The organism is Burkholderia sp. ABCPW 14 (assembly GCF_001523835.1).
Lineage (GTDB): Bacteria > Pseudomonadota > Gammaproteobacteria > Burkholderiales > Burkholderiaceae > Burkholderia > Burkholderia mayonis.
The window spans coordinates 45,808-60,891 of the sequence record NZ_LOVS01000088.1 but is presented as its reverse complement, the minus strand read 5'-3'; the positions used below and the strand labels follow the sequence as shown (position 1 = coordinate 60,891).

Annotated in this window: 13 protein-coding genes; 12 read left to right on the top strand and 1 reads right to left on the bottom strand. The window is 63.8% G+C overall.

The features are described 5' to 3' along the window. Positions 1–32: 32 nt before the first annotated feature. Positions 33–1,163: a CapA family protein gene (locus WS62_RS13495; protein ID WP_066571474.1), complete on the top strand. Its 1,131-nt coding sequence runs from the start codon at positions 33–35 to the stop codon at positions 1,161–1,163. Positions 1,164–1,448: 285 nt separating this feature from the next. Here the strand turns inward: WS62_RS13495 and WS62_RS13490 are convergent, their stop codons facing one another. Continuing rightward, on the bottom strand, positions 1,449–3,338 hold the full coding sequence (locus WS62_RS13490; protein WP_066571419.1) for a thioesterase domain-containing protein: 1,890 nt from the start codon (positions 3,336–3,338) through the stop codon (positions 1,449–1,451). 943 nt (positions 3,339–4,281) lie between these two features. Here WS62_RS13490 and WS62_RS13485 point away from each other — a divergent pair. The 11 genes from WS62_RS13485 (at position 4,282) to WS62_RS13435 (ending at position 15,064) form a co-directional block, all read left to right on the top strand. Beyond that, positions 4,282–4,506, top strand: coding sequence for an MbtH family protein (locus WS62_RS13485; RefSeq protein ID WP_066491172.1), 225 nt, complete (start codon positions 4,282–4,284; stop codon positions 4,504–4,506). Further along, positions 4,493–5,377 carry a cupin-like domain-containing protein gene (locus tag WS62_RS13480; RefSeq protein WP_066571417.1) on the top strand — a complete coding sequence of 295 codons (885 nt, stop codon included), beginning with the start codon at positions 4,493–4,495 and terminating at the stop codon, positions 5,375–5,377. Before WS62_RS13485 ends, WS62_RS13480 begins: the two co-directional genes overlap by 14 nt. Positions 5,378–5,439: 62 nt before the next feature. Then, positions 5,440–6,462 (top strand): pyridoxal phosphate-dependent aminotransferase, encoded by a 1,023-nt coding sequence (locus WS62_RS13475; protein WP_066571416.1) that lies wholly within the window; start codon positions 5,440–5,442, stop codon positions 6,460–6,462. A gap of 9 nt (positions 6,463–6,471) precedes the next feature. Continuing rightward, positions 6,472–7,572, top strand: a complete 1,101-nt coding sequence (locus tag WS62_RS13470; protein ID WP_066571415.1) for a methyltransferase family protein — start codon at positions 6,472–6,474, stop codon at positions 7,570–7,572. A gap of 56 nt (positions 7,573–7,628) precedes the next feature. Further along, the gene (locus WS62_RS13465; RefSeq protein ID WP_066571414.1) at positions 7,629–8,447 is read left to right on the top strand and encodes a formyltransferase family protein; all 819 of its coding nucleotides are present in this window, start codon (positions 7,629–7,631) and stop codon (positions 8,445–8,447) included. Between the two features lie 40 nt (positions 8,448–8,487). Continuing rightward, positions 8,488–9,702: an argininosuccinate synthase gene (locus WS62_RS13460; protein WP_066571413.1), complete on the top strand. Its 1,215-nt coding sequence runs from the start codon at positions 8,488–8,490 to the stop codon at positions 9,700–9,702. Then, complete coding sequence (argH, locus tag WS62_RS13455; protein WP_066571410.1) at positions 9,699–11,099, top strand: argininosuccinate lyase; 1,401 nt, start codon at positions 9,699–9,701, stop codon at positions 11,097–11,099. Before WS62_RS13460 ends, argH begins: the two co-directional genes overlap by 4 nt. 29 nt (positions 11,100–11,128) lie before the next feature. Continuing rightward, positions 11,129–12,013 carry a GHMP family kinase ATP-binding protein gene (locus WS62_RS13450; protein ID WP_066571473.1) on the top strand — a complete coding sequence of 295 codons (885 nt, stop codon included), beginning with the start codon at positions 11,129–11,131 and terminating at the stop codon, positions 12,011–12,013. A 53-nt stretch (positions 12,014–12,066) separates the two neighbouring features. Beyond that, a complete protein-coding gene (locus WS62_RS13445; RefSeq protein WP_066571408.1) occupies positions 12,067–13,299 on the top strand; it encodes an MFS transporter in 1,233 nt (410 codons plus the stop codon). Beyond that, positions 13,299–13,940 carry a hypothetical protein gene (locus WS62_RS13440; protein WP_066571468.1) on the top strand — a complete coding sequence of 214 codons (642 nt, stop codon included), beginning with the start codon at positions 13,299–13,301 and terminating at the stop codon, positions 13,938–13,940. Before WS62_RS13445 ends, WS62_RS13440 begins: the two co-directional genes overlap by 1 nt. After that, the gene (locus WS62_RS13435; RefSeq protein WP_066571406.1) at positions 13,937–15,064 is read left to right on the top strand and encodes a cysteine synthase family protein; all 1,128 of its coding nucleotides are present in this window, start codon (positions 13,937–13,939) and stop codon (positions 15,062–15,064) included. The genes WS62_RS13440 and WS62_RS13435 overlap by 4 nt, the downstream gene beginning before the upstream one ends. Positions 15,065–15,084: the final 20 nt, after the last annotated feature.

Sequence of the window (15,084 nt, the reverse complement as noted above, 5' to 3'; positions counted from 1 at the left end):
GCGCGAACCGGATCGGTTCGCGCGTTGATGCGATGAATGAAGCCGACGACACGCGCGACGCTCGCGTGCGCCTTTTCCTCTGCGGCGACGTGATGACGGGCCGCGGCATCGACCAGATCCTGCCGCACCCGTGCGATCCGCAGCTATACGAATGCTATTGCCGGTCGGCGCGCGACTACGTGCGCCTGGCCGAGCTCGCAAACGGCAAGCTGCCCGCGTGCGTCGACTACGCGTATCCGTGGGGCGAGGCGCTCGCGGAGTTCGACCGTATGCGGCCGCACGCGCGGATCATCAATCTGGAGACCGCGGTCACGACGAGCGACGACCATTGGCCGGACAAATCGGTTCTATATCGGATGCATCCGCGCAACATCAACTGCGTGTCGAGCGCACGCATCGACTGCTGCGTGCTCGCGAACAACCATTCGCTCGACTGGGGGCATGCCGGCCTCGCCGACACGCTGGAGACGCTGCATCAGGCCGGCATCCGGACCACCGGCGCCGGCGAGGACGACGCGCGCGCCGCCGAGCCGGCCACGCTCGACCTGCCGAACGGACGCCGAATCCGCGTCTACGCGTATGCGGTCGAGACGAGCGGCGTGCCGCCGTCGTGGGCCGCGACTGCACGGCGCAGCGGCCTGAACTATCTTGCGAATCTGTCGTCCGAGCGCGCGACGCTGATCGGCGAACGGATCGCGGCGCAGCGGCGCGCAGGGGACCTCGTCATCGTTTCGCTCCATTGGGGCGGCAACTGGAGATTCGAGATCGACGACGACGAGCACGCGTTCGCGCACCGGCTGATCGACACGGGCGCGGCCGACATCGTCTACGGCCATTCGTCGCACCACGTCAAAGGGATCGAGATATACCGAGGGCGGCTGGTTCTTTACGGTTGCGGCGATTTTCTGAACGACTACGAAGGCATCCACGGCCATCAGCAATTTCGGCCGGATCTCACGCTGATGTACTTTCCGGTGCTCGACGCGGACAGCGGGGCGCTCGTCGAACTGTCGGTGGTGCCGATGCGGATTCGCAACCTGCGGCTGCAGCACGCGAGCGCCGAAGCGAAGACCTGGCTGCACGCGGTGCTCGAGCGCGAAAGCCGGAGATTCGGCACGCATGTGTCGGCATGCGATGCCGACGTGTTGCATCTGCATTGGTGAGGCGGTTTCGGTGGACGTGCGTCGCGGGCGCGTGGAGGCGCGCATGGGCGGGCGAGGCTGGCGGGGCGGCCGCGCGGCCGAGCTTCGATGCGATCGTTGGACGGATGCATCGCGATCGTCTGCCGCTCGACTCGATGCTGGCGACGTCCATTCCCGGTGCCGGTCAGTCGCGTATTTCGAGTACCGATCAAGCGGGCCGGCGCAAATCGCGGCGCGCCGGTATCGACCGGCGAATATCGTCCACGAACCGACATTGCATCGCTTAGCACTCACTGCCGCGCAGATTCAGGTCATTCGCCACACATCCTTCATCGTCAGCGCGACGTGACGAACATATGGCGCCGCGAGCATGCTCATGTGATTGCCCGGCGTCACGACCGCGTCGATTCGCTCGATCAGCGCGGTCCATCCGAACGCCGGCACCATGCCGCCCGCGTCGCGATCGCCGTTGGCGACGATCACCGTCGCGTCGCCTGCGTATCGGCCGCGCGGCGCGTAGCAGGTGCTCAAATTGGCCTCGAACACCTGCCGCAGATGCCGCACCGATGCGACAGGCGCACGCGGTGACAGTAGCTTGGCCCGCACCATGTAGGCATGGACGAACGCATCCCGTGCATCGTCGCCCGCGGCCGCGCAACGAGTGATTTCTGCGTCGGTGATCCCGGATGGCGCGCCGGCGGCCTGCTCGAGCAATCCGATCAGCGTGCGCAGCATGTCTGCATCGGAAGGAGCGCGCCATGCCTGCAGGGCGGGCGGCGGAATCGAATCGAGCAGGACGAGCGGGGCGCAGCGCGTTCCCATGCTGTCCAGCTGCCGCGCCGTTTCGAGCGCGACCCAGCCGCCGAACGAGTGGCCGACGATGCGCGGCGGTCCCGTCGGATTTGCATCCAGAATCGCCCGCGCGTACCGGCGCGCGGCCGCCTCGACCGACCGGTCCGGCTGGCGCTGGCCGTCCAGGCCGCGAGGCTGCAGGCCATATACCGGCACGTCGGCGCGCAGCATGGTCGCGAGCGGAACGAACGATGCGACGCTGGCGCCAGCGCCGGGGATGCAGAACACCGGCGTCTGCTCGGCGCAGCCTGCTTGAACGACGAGCAGGCAATCCGTTCGATCCGCATCTGTGCGCGCCTGGGCGCGCGTGCCCGCCAGCTTTTCGCCGGTCGGCGCCTGCGGGACGTCGTCGCGTACGTCCCGCGACCGCAGTCGTTCGACGTACGCGGCAAGCTCGACGATGGTCCGACACGCGAAGATCTGCTCGATCGGCACGGTGATATGCAACGCATCGCGGATGCGAAGCGCCAGTTGAAGCGCTTGCAACGACGTTCGTCCGAGCGCGAAGCAATCGTCTTGCGGTCTGCAATGCGCGACACCTAGCAGATCGGCCACGATCGCGGCGATGCGCGCTTCGACGGGCGACGCGAAACCCGCATCGGAATCGCGCGATACGTTGTTCGATAGCGAAACCGCGCCTGCGATCGGCGACGACGCTGGTTCGCGTCCGCGCACTGCGATGTCCGTCTCGGCAATCCAATGAAATGGCGCCGATCCGTGCGCTCGTTCGCCGTCAATCGCCGCTTCGCGGAGCAGTGCATCGAGCGTGTCGATACCGGTCACAATCGGGGCTGCCACGAGCCGCAACAACCATTGCCCGCCGCCGGGGATGCGAGCGATGCACGCGAGCAGCAACGGCGGACGTTGCACGTCGATGCACATGCCGGGCAGGGCGGCCAGCGCCGCCAACTGCGCGGCGGGATCGAGGTCGGGATCGAGCCGGGCCATATGCACCGGCAGGCGAACCTGGCGAAGCGTGACTCGCATCGGCCGCCGCAGGCGTTCCCAAAAGATGCCCGTTCGCAGACTCGCGTGCCGATCCGTTGCGCGCTGCAATGCGTCCAGCAACGCATCGAGATGGGCCCGTGAGCCGAGCGTGACGTGCGCCGCCGTCAACGGGCCGTCGCCGCATCGATCGAGCAGATGGCGCGCCAGCATCCGCTCCAGCGTGCGGGTGAGCGGAGCGATTCGCTCGACGTTCGCCGCACCGCCGTCGACAGTTCCGGCAATCCGATTCAGATCGGCGCTTCCCGGCATATCGAGCGTGCTTACGTCTGAATCGACATCATGACAATCCGGTGTCTGGGAGTTGGCTTCGGTGGACGTATCGATCGAAACGTGCATGCGTGTAAGAGCTCCCGGGTTCGATGTCGCGAAACGCGCGTCCCATTTTGCAGTCGGGCAGCGGGGCGCCGAGTGGAGCCGCCCATTTCGAACGCGCAATTAGTTGCCTTCATTGCAATGATAAAACAGCCGCAAAATAATCGGCAAATCTATTCGTTTTATAGAAACTATTTCATACAAGCGAATTTCGGATGACTCTGGTGATGTCGATGAGACTTACACATCCGTTTTAGGTTGACATGTTTTTTTAAATCAACGCTTGTTCGGTAAAAATTTCTGGGCGTCATCGGCATAACGAAACTCAACATTTTGCATAACGTGCGTGCTTAATTAATAAGCGGGCACGCGAATCTGGAGTCCAGTCGGCAAGATTGATTTGGCACGTGTGCGACGTGGAAATAACGTTTTGATTCATGGATATAGATCGACACTTCGATATCTGGGATAACGGATGGCAAGCAAGCGCTGGCTGAATCTTCAAAGCGGACGGCGAGCAACATAAGCATCGGTCTCCGCAAGCGCCGCGCTTCCTGGTTGTCATCCGTTAATGAAATCTTTGCGCCGTCCGTGTGTAAATTTTGCGCCCGTAATATTTGTCAGGTATGCGCTACTGTTTGAAATAAAGCAGGACACCTTGCCGCAAAATTGCTTGACACGTGAGAAGTTATGCCTAATTCTATTCGTGCCTTGAAGATGAAAGTGCATTGAAAAATGCATGCCCAATAACCAGATATCAGGTTAGTTCAGGGGGCAATTCCCGCAGCAGAAATACTTAATTCGATGAAGCACTTAATGCGTTGGGCGTGGTCGCGGACTTGCATCCGAGCGATGTCGAGACAGTACATCCGGCGCGTCTTTCCAGCCAGTGGTTTCGCGCGATTTCACCTGCGCGCCGCCACGGCAAAAACCCGGCACTTCACCTTGCTTTCCCTGGGAATCAGTTATGGACGACGAATTGTATTTCGTGGTGCGAAATAATGAGGGCCAGTATTCGGTCTGGATGGATGGGCGAAGCCTTCCCGCCGGCTGGGAAACGGTCGGCGAACCTGCGGCGAAGCAGCAGTGCCTGCAACGCATCGAGCAACTATGGACGGACATGGTTCCTGCCAGCGTCCGCGAGCATCTCAATCAACATTCGGGCTCGGGAATCGACTATGCCGTACGATGAAATTCTGCCTATTGAAACGCTGGTTCGACCCAAGGTATCGGACTTCCGCAAGCATTACCTGAAAAAAGAGCGTCCGGTGAAGATCGCGAGGGCGCTCGATGCGTGGCCGGCCATGCAGAAATGGTCGCTCGACTACTTCGAGAACAATTTCGGCGACGAGATCATCGGCGTCGAGAGCTTTCAGCCTGACGAGCGCGGGCCCGGCAACAACAGCCCGCAAGGTTACGTCAAGCACCTGCGCTTCCAGGAGCTCAAGCTGAAGGACTTGATCCACATCCTGCGGACGAAGCCGGATCATATGTACTACATGGCGTCGCATCCGTTTCGCAAGAGCTTTCCGAACCTGCGCATCGATCTCGCGCCGCATCCGTATGTGCAGGGGCATATCGAGCACATTCCCGGCGCGCACATGGATTCGTACCTGTGGATCGGGCCGGCCGGCACGCACACGCCGACCCATACCGATCCGATGCCGAATTTCCTGACGCAGGTCGTGGGCCGGAAGATGGTGTACCTGTTTCCGCCGGACCAGGTCAGCAAGAACCTCTATATCGGCCAGTTCGAGCGCGAGACGTTCAGCCCGGTCGATTTCGAGAAGCCGGATCTCGAGCGCTATCCGAACTATCGGCACTGCACGCCGTACCAGGCGATCATCGAACCGGGCGAGACGCTGCACATTCCGCGCAACTGGGGACATTGCGTGATCTCGATGGATATTTCGATTTCCATCAGCACGTTCTTCATCACGTATCCGCAGCTGTTCAGCCTGGTGCCCGAGTTCTTCACCGAATACGTGAAGCGCGCGTTCGAGGGCTGGCGCTGGAAGGGCATGGAAAACGAGCGGGCCGGACTGAATCCGCCGCCGCGCTGATTCCATCCGCACGATGCATCAGGCAAGAAACGACAATCATTAGAACCGGCAAGGATGAAATCGTGAGCGTTGGCGAAGCGAAGGATACCGAAGTACGGCTGGAAGCATGGGCATCCACGGAAGCCGTCTGTCTGGCGTTCAATGAAAACCCGGAAGCGGTGGAGCCGCGTGTGCGGGCCGCGATCGCGGCCGCGGCCGCTCGGATCAATCGCTACCCGTTCGACGCCGAAACGAGCATCATGCAAAAGCTCGCCGAGCATTTCGGCTGTCCCGAGGACAACCTGATGCTGGTGCGCGGCATCGACGAATGCTTCGATCGAGTCAGCGCCGAGTTTTCGTCGATGCGATTCGTCACCGCGTGGCCGGGTTTCGACGGCTATCGCGCGCGGATTGCCGTCAGCGGGCTCCAGCGCTTCGAAATCGGTCTGACCGACGATCTGCTGTTGAAACCGGACGATCTCGCGCAAGTGTCGAGCAACGATTGCGTCGTACTCGCCAATCCGTCGAATCCGACCGGCCAGGCGCTGACGGCCGGCGAGCTCGATCAATTGAGGCGGCGCGCGGGCAGGCTGTTGATCGACGAAACCTACGTCGATTATTCGTCGTTTCGCGCACGCGGCCTGGCTTACGGCGAGAACGAACTGGTGTTTCGCTCGTTCTCGAAATCCTACGGTCTCGCCGGTTTGCGGCTCGGCGCGCTGTTCGGGCCAAGCGAGCTGATTGCGTCGATGAAGCGCAAGCAGTGGTTCTGCAACGTCGGCACGCTCGATCTGCATGCCCTTGAAGCCGCGCTCGACAACGATCATGCACGCGAAGCGCACATCGCGAAGACGCTCGCGGAGCGTCGCCGCGTCGCTGATGCGCTGCGCGAGCTCGGCTACCGCGTCGCGTCATCCGAAGCCAATTTCATTCTCGTCAAAAACGCCGCCGGCGAGCGCACGCTGCAGTTCCTGCGCGAACGGGGCATTCAGGTGAAAGACGCCGGCCAGTTCGGACTTCATCACCACATCAGGATCAGCATCGGCCGTGAAGAAGACAACGATCGGTTGCTCGCGGCGCTGGCCGAATATTCCGACCACTCATAAGGTGACTCCATGACCGCTGCAACGCTCGTTCGTGCGCAAGCGCACGAAGACGACCTGTCTGTCGAAGAAATTCTGGATTCGCGCTGGTTCCAGCCCGAAATGTTCAAGACGCTCGACTATGTGAAAGGCTTCGTCGGCGCGAAGGTGATCTTCCAGATGCTCAAGCTCGGCGTGTTCGACGATCTGCTCGCGGGCAAGGCCCTCGACGAAATCGCGAGCGGCCGTTCGCTCGATCCGTACCTGCTGCGCACCGTGTTCGAGTATCTGACCGTCGAAGGGCTGCTCGTCAAGGAAGGGCGCGAGGGCGCGGCGTCGTTCCGGCTGTCCGATTACGGCTCCCGCATCAAACACTACGAAGGTTGGTTCAACATCCTGATCGGCGGCTACGACAGCATCTTCTCGAATATCGGCGCGATGCTGAAGGAAGGCATCGACGGCTACAAGCGCGACGGCAAGTGGGTTGGCATCGGCAGTTGCCAGATTTCGAAGTACGACACGATTCCGATCACCAAGGCTTTCATCGAGTCCGTGAAGCCGGATGCGAAGCAGATCGTCGACTTCGGCTGCGGCAACGCGCTCTACCTGTGCACGCTCGCGAAAGAGCTGGGCGACATCAAGGCGATCGGCATCGAGCCGGATGCGAGCGCGTACGAGGCCGGCCTGAAGAAGGTCGCGGAAATGGGATTGCAGGAGCAGGTGCGTCTCGTCAACGTCGACGCGCTGGATTACGAGATCGACGAGCAGCCCGATTTCATCTTGTTCGGCTTCGTGCTGCAGGAAATCATCGCGCAGATCGGCCGGCCGGCGTTCATCGAGTATCTGCGCAAGCTGGGCCGGAAATTCGCCGACAGCTACCTGATGGTGATGGAAGTCGACTACGACATCGACAACCGTGAAGTCATGCAGTCGCCGATGGGCCGCGGGTATTACAACCCGTATTTCCTGCTTCATCCGTTCACCAATCAGCTGCTGCTGCCGAAACGCGAGTGGGACGCAATCTTCGCGGAATCGGGCTACGACGTCGTCCGGGACGAGGTCACGAGCCCGAAGGCGGACCCGTCCGGTTTCGGCATCTGCTACGTCCTCAAGTATCGCGGCGCGGATCGCTGACTGATCCGATCAACGGCTCGACGCGCTTTCGTGCGCGATCCGAATAGGATTCCTACATGAATGACATGACTCGCGAGAAAGTCCTGCTCTGCGTCGACAACGTCGCAGGGCTGGAAACGCTCAAATATCTGGCAAATAGGGCGAGCGTCGAGGTCGTCGGCGCAATCGTCCATCCCGAAGCGAATGCGACGCACCTCGACGAAATCGTCGAGGTGTGCAAGCGGCACGGCATTCCGCCGATCGAGATCCTCGATGCGCGCGCCCGCTTCGACGAGCTGATCGCGCCGCTCGCGCCGGACTTCATTGTTTCGATCTACTTCGACTACATCCTCGACGATCGCTTCATCGAGCTGCCGACGAAGGATTCGATCAATTTGCATCCGGGCTATCTGCCGTACAACAAGGGCTTCTATTACTACGCGTGGGCCGTGCTCGACGGCACGCCGGCCGGCGTCAGCATTCACCGGATCGTGTCGGCGGTCGACGCGGGGCCGGTCATCAGCCAGAAGCGCGTGCTGATCGACGGAACGGACACGGGCGACGTCATCTACGACAAGCACATGGACGCATCGGTCGAGCTGTTCCAGACGACCTGGCCGAGCATCGAAAGCGGCACCTATCAGTTGTTCCGGCAGCGGCACAACGGCACGCGCAAGAAGATCACCGAAACCAACGAGGCGATGGAGATCGATCCGAACGCGACCTACGTCGCGCGCGAGCTCATCGATCTCCTGCGCGTGTTTTGTTTCCGCGGCAGCGGCGGTTGCGTGATGAAGATCGACGGCAAGAAATACAGCATCGGCATCGAATTCTCGGAACTGGCCGACAACGTCAACCAGATTCGCGGCAAGCGCGACAACTACCTCGTCGGCTAGTCGACGAGGCGGCGAACCCATCCATCACGGAAGATTTGACATGAAACCCAAACACATTCTCCTCGCTTATTCCGGCGGTCTCGACACGTCCACCGCGCTGCATTTCCTGAAGCGGCATTTCGATTGCCGCGTCACCGCCTATTGCGCGAACCTCGGGCAGAAAGAGGATTGGGAGCGGATGAAGCGCCGCGCGGCGATCGCCGGCGCGGATGAGCTGGTCATCGAGGATCTGCGCGAGACGTTCATCGGCGATTTCGTGTTCCCCGCGCTGAAGGCGAACGCCTCGTACGAGCGTGACTATCTGCTCGGCACGCCGCTCGCCCGGCCGGCGATCGTGAAGGGGCTCATCGAGTACGCGCGCAAGCATGACGTCGACTGCCTGTCGCACGGCTGCACGCAGAAGGGCAACGATCAGGTGCGCTTCGAGATGGCCGCGAAGATCCTCGCGCCCGATCTGCCGACCGTCGCGCCGTGGCGCATCTGGTCGCTGCAATCGCGCGAGGATCTGTTCGCGTATTGCCAGCAGCACAACATTCCGGTCGAAAGCCGTCCGGACAATCTGTTGAGCCACGACGAGAACCTCGTGCACATCACGACGGAAGGCGATTATCTGGAAAGCGTCGCGAACGAGTTCAACTGGCTCGACGTGAACTGGATCACGCCGCCCACCGATGCGCCGGATGCGGTCGAGACGATCACGGTCGGTTTCCGCCAGGGCGTGCCCGTCTCCGTCGACGGCGCGGCGCTCGGGCCGGTGGAGCTGATCGAGCGGCTGAACGAGGTGGGCGCCCGCAACGGCGTCGGCTTCCAGGACATCATCGAGAACCGCATCAACGGCCTGAAGGTGCGCGGCGTGTTCGAGAATCCCGCGCTGACGATCCTGCATGCCGCGCATCGCAAGCTCGAGAAGATCACGCTCGGCCGCGACGTCGAGCGCCTGCGCAACCTCGTGTCCGACGACTACGGCGACATCGTCTACCGCGGCCTGTGGTTCAGCGACGAGCGGCTGTGCCTGCAGGCGCTCATCGACGCATCGCAGAAATACGTGAGCGGCGACGTGAAGGTTCAGCTCTACAAGGGTTCGTGCACGGCGTCCGCGGTCGAATCGGAGCAGTCGCTCTATTCGCGCGATTTCGTGACGCTGCACGCGGGCCGCGCGATCAGCGGCGAGGACGCGACGGGTTTCCTGAACACGCTCGGCCTGCGCATCGGCATCGAAGCCGCGCGCGCCGCGAAATCGGGAGCCGGCGCATGAGCAATCCGATGGCGAATCCGTGGGCCGGGCGCTTTAGCCAGTCGATGACCGACAGCCTGGTGGCGTTCAACACGAGCCTGCCGCTCGAGGCGCGGCTCTTCGAAGCCGACATCGACGGCACGGCCGCGCACGTCGAGATGCTGCACGCCGTCGGCCTGCTTCAGACGGCGGAGCACGAGGCGCTCGCGCGCGCGCTCGACGAGATCCGCACCGCGTGGCGCGCGGGCGAGATCCAGTTGTCGCCCGCGCTCGAGGACATCCACATGAACCTCGAGACGCTGCTGGTCGACAAGGTCGGCGAGCTCGGCAAGAAGACGCATACCGCGCGCAGCCGCAACGATCAGCAGGCGAGCGCGCAGCGCATCTACTTCATGCGCTCGACGCGCGAACTGATCGACGCGATCGACACGCTGCAACGCGCGCTCTTCGAGCACGGCGAGCATCATGGCGGGCTCGTGATGCCGTCGTACACGCATCTGCAACGCGCCGAATTCACGTATTACGCGCACTGGCTCGCGACTTACGTGGTGATGCTCGATCGCGACCGCAGCCGTTTCGTCGACGCGCTCGCGCGCGCCGATCAGTGCCCGCTCGGCGCCTGCGCGTCGACCGGCACGAGCCTGCCGATCGACCGCCGGCGCTCGGCGTCGCTGCTGGGCTTCAAGGAGCCGACGCTGCACAGCATCGATTCGGTGTCCGACCGCGACTATCTGGTCGAATTCGGCGCGCATGCGGCGAATCTGATGATCCATCTGTCCCGGCTGTCGGAGGAGCTCATTTCGTTCACGAGCCAGGAGTTCGGTTTCATCGCGCTCGCGGACGGCTACTGCACCGGCAGCTCGATCATGCCGCAGAAGAAGAACCCTGACGTGCCGGAGCTCGTGCGCGGCAAGGCGGCGTCCGTGATCGGCAATGCGATGAGCCTGATGGCGCTCCTGAAGGCGCTGCCGCTCGGCTACAACAAGGATCTGCAGGAGGACAAGACCGCGTGGTTCGCCGCGCTCGACAACTGCATGAAGTCGCTCGCGATCCTGACCGAGCTCGTCCGCACGATGGCGCCCGTGCCCGACAGGATGCGGCAGGCGACGATCGGCGGGCACATCATCGCGACCGAGTACGCGAACTATCTGGTCCGAAAGGGAATGCCGTTCCGTGAAGCGCATCGGGTCGTCGGCGAGCTGGTGAAGACGGCGGATGCGCGCGGCGTCGACGTGTCGGCGTTGCCTCATGCGACGTTCGCCGAGGCGAGCCCGCTGTTCGGCGACGACATCGGCGGCATTACCGTCGAGGACATGGTGGCGCGCAAGAATTCGTACGGCTCGTGCGGCGACCAGGCGCTCGGCGAACTGCTCGCGCGGCTTCGCTCGATGCTGGACGCGCATCAGCCCGGCCGATGACCGAGCGAGCGCTGACCATGTCGGAGCCCATGCGTTCATTCATCCCGGCCGCCCGAACGGCGTCGGGCATCTCGTACTGCTCGTTCGGCGAACTGCTGCAGGGCGTGCTGCACGAGGACGACGCCGATTTTCTCGTCACGCTGCCGATCCAGAAGTATTCGGTGAGCACGTTCGTGCCGGACCACGGCAGCACCGAGATCGTCACGCACCCGAGCGGCAAGACGAAGGCCGCGGCGCTCGCGAAGGTGATCCTCCGGCGCTACGGGCACAACGTCGGCGGGACGTTCTACATCGATTGCGACATCCCGATCGGCAAGGGGCTCAGCAGCTCGTCCGCCGACTTGCTCGCGACCGCGCGCGCGATCGAGGTCTATATGGGCCGCGAGCTGCCGCTTGGCGAGCTGTGCCGCGACATGAGCGGCATCGAGCCGACCGACGGCGTGATGTTCGCGGAATCGGTCGTCTACCTGCAGCGCAAGGGGGTGCTGTGGTCGAGACTCGGGCGCCTGTCCGGCATCCAGATCCTGTCGCTCGACGAGGGCGGCACGATCGACACGCTCGAGTATCACCGCCGCGACCGCGCGCATCGGCACAACGTCGAGCATCGCGGCGAGTTCAACGAGCTGCTCGATCGGATCGTGGCGGCGTTCGGCGCGCGCGATCTCGACGAGATCGGCAGTGTGTCGACCCGCAGCGCGTACATCAACCAGAAGATCAACCCGAAGCGCCATCTGGCCGCGGTTCACGACGTGTGCAAGGCGACGCGGGGGATCGGACTCGTGACGGCGCACAGCGGCACGTGCATCGGCATCCTGTACGACACCGGCCGGCCGGGCCACCGCGACAACCTCGCGCAGGCGATCGATGCGCTCTCGGGATACGGAGCCGTAAAGGTCTATGACACGATCCAATAGCCGCCGCGCACGCGCGGCCGAACCGCTTCCGCTCCGCTTCGGCAAGGACGACCATGCCATTTTCTGAATCCGTCGCGGAAGCGCCGAGCGCCGTCGCCGCCGGGTACGCGCTCAGCGCGCGAAACGAGCGCATCTATCTCGCGTACCGGGTGCTGACGCTCGCGATCATCGATCGCGCGATCTTCGTGATCTTCCTGATGCACAAGGGGTTCGACGCGTATCAGATCGGCATCCTGCAGGGCGTGTTCTTTCTCGCGAACATCGTGACCGAAGTGCCCGCCGGCATGTTCGGCGATGCGTTCGGCCGCAAGCGCTCGGTGCTGCTCGGGCTCGTCGCGTACTGCGTGTACGCGCTCGGCGTGATCGTCAGCGACGGCTTCGCGCCGTTCGTCTGCCTGTACGCGCTCCTCGGCGTCGCGCTCGCGCTCGTGTACGGCTCGGACACCGCGCTCCTCTACGACAGCCTCGTCGTCGACGGCCGCGTCTCGCATTTCAACCGGGTGCAGCTGCGCGCGAACGCGCTCGGCCTGATCTCCGGCGCGTTCGCCGTGCTCGCGGGCGGCTTGCTCCAGAAGGTGTCTTGGAACGCGGTCTACGCCGCGTATTTCGCGATCTACGCGGCGGCGCTCGCCGCGTGGTGCTTCGCGATGGAGCCGCCCGAGGCCGCGACGGAAAAACACGCGGGGCGCAAGGATGTGACGAAGGAGCTGTTCGCGTTCATCCGCGGACACTGGAGAAGCGTCGCGCTGCCGATCCTCGGCTTTACCGTGTTCGCGGCCTGCACGACGCCGTTCTTCACGTTCAGCCAGGCGCTCTTCAAGGAGAACGGATTCAGCGTCGAGCACATCACGTGGTTCTTCTTCGCCGCGCAGATGCTGATCGGCGTGGTCTATCTCGTCATGCAGCGGACCATGTCGTTCCTCGGCTTCTATCCGGTCGTGCTCGCGAGCACGCTCTTGACCGCGGTCGTGCTCGCGTCGATGTTCTTCAACGTCGCGGCCGTCGACTTCACCGGGTTCTTCTTCGTCATGATCATCAATCCGATCGTCACGGTCGTCGCCAACGAGTACTTCAACAAGCGTCTGCCGAGCCGGATTCGCGCGTCGTTCCTGTCGCTGATCGGGCTGTGCATGTCGCTCACGATCGCCGTGATGTATTTCCTTTACAGCTATCTCGCGCAGTACCTGGCGATCTACAAGGTGATGGCGGCGACGTCGCTGATCGCCGCGTGCGCGTGCGCGATCTTCGTCGTCGCGCGCTGCTTCGACACGAAGGAGGAAGCATGATGCTGCTGCGCCGCCTGCTGTACCGCGAAGCCCCGTTCGAGCCGCTGACCGACGCCGAGCTGCAACGCCTCGAGGCGGCGTTCGGCGAGATGGTCGCGGGCCATCCGCTCATCTATTACTGGGTTCACCGGATCGACGGCGCGCGCTGGCTGATCACGGACTTCTTCCATCCGTCGATGCTGCGCTATCGCGGGCTCGAGTTCGTGCTCGTCGAGCGCGGCACGGTCTCGTACTACCGGCTGCCGGGCGCGAAGGTCGGCGGCACGGGGCACGTCGCCGCCGGCAATTACCGCGTGAGCATCACGTCGCCCGCCGGCGCGGCCTTCCTGACTGAGATCCGCAAGAACGCGCTCGGCCGGCTCGAACTGCTCGGCGTCTCGCCGGCAGCGGCAAGCGGCGCGTCGCCGTCGCACGTCGAGCTGCCGCGCCATTCGCTCGAGCCGAGCAAGTTCGCGGACGAAATGAAAGCCGCGATCGCGGGCGGCGTCGAGTGGGTCTACCGGCGCTACCGCAGCGCAGACGATCGCGCGAAGGCGGCGCTCGCGGACGAGTGGCGGGACGCCCGCTGGCCGCGCGCGGTGCGCGGCGCGAGCCCCGAGACGGATGCCTATTTGTGGATGCTCGAACAATCGATCGCATGAACGACATCATGACCCACACCATCGACAGCCCCGCCGTCCAGGTGTACGACAGCGTCTCCGGCTCGCTCGAGCATCCCGACCTGATCCGGCTCGGGCCGGGACTCGTCGCGGCCGCGTTCCGGCTGATGAAGCTCGTGCCCGCCAAGTACATCATCGAGCACGCGATCGCGAGCGGGCAGCTGAATCCGGGGATGCCCGTGCTCGAGACGTCGAGCGGCACGTTCGCGATGGGCATCGGGATCGTCTGCGCGGAAAAGCGCATCCCGTTTCACATCGTCAGCGACGCGGTGATCGACGAACGGCTGCAGGCGCGCCTGCGGCAGCTCGGCGGGCGCGTGCAGATCGTCGGGGCGAACGCGACCGGCTCGAACGTTCAGGTGCTGAGGCTCGAAGCGCTGCAGGAGCAACTGCGCGACAACCCCGGCGGCTTCTGGCCGCGGCAGTACGACAACCCGGACAACCAGCGCGCGTATCGCGCATTCGCCGCGCAGCTGATCCGCACGTTCGGCACGCGTCTCGCGATCGTCGGCACGGTCGGCTCGGGCGCGTCGACGTGCGGCACGATCCGGGCGCTGCGCGAGGTCGATCCGTCGATTCCGCTCGTCGGCGTCGATACGTTCGGCAGCGTGCTGTTCGGCCTGCCGGTCGGTCCGCGCGCGCTGCGCGGCCTCGGCAATTCGATCTATCCGAACAACCTCGACCACACGTGCTTCGACCAGGTGCACTGGGTGTCGGCCGCCGAGGCCTTCGCGAGCACGCGCCGGCTGCACCGGCGGCACGGGCTGTATTGCGGGCCGACGTCCGGCGCGGCGTTCATGGTCGCCGAATGGCTGCGCGCGCAGCGCGACGACGGCAGGACGATCGTGTTCATCGCGCCCGACGAAGGGCATCGCTACATCGACACCGTCTATGACGACGCATGGCTGCGCGAGCAAGGGCGCGCCGGCGTCGACGCCGCGCCGGACGCCGAGCCCGTGCGGGCGGTGAGTCCGAACGCCGCGTCCGGCCCGTGGGCGTACGTCGAGTGGGGGCGCCGCACGTTCGAGCAGGCGACCGGCCGCTCGCGTCCGGCGGGCAGCGTGCTTGAGCAGATCCGCGACGTCCGGCCCGCGCCCGCCGCATGACGCCGCGAGCGTCGCGTTTT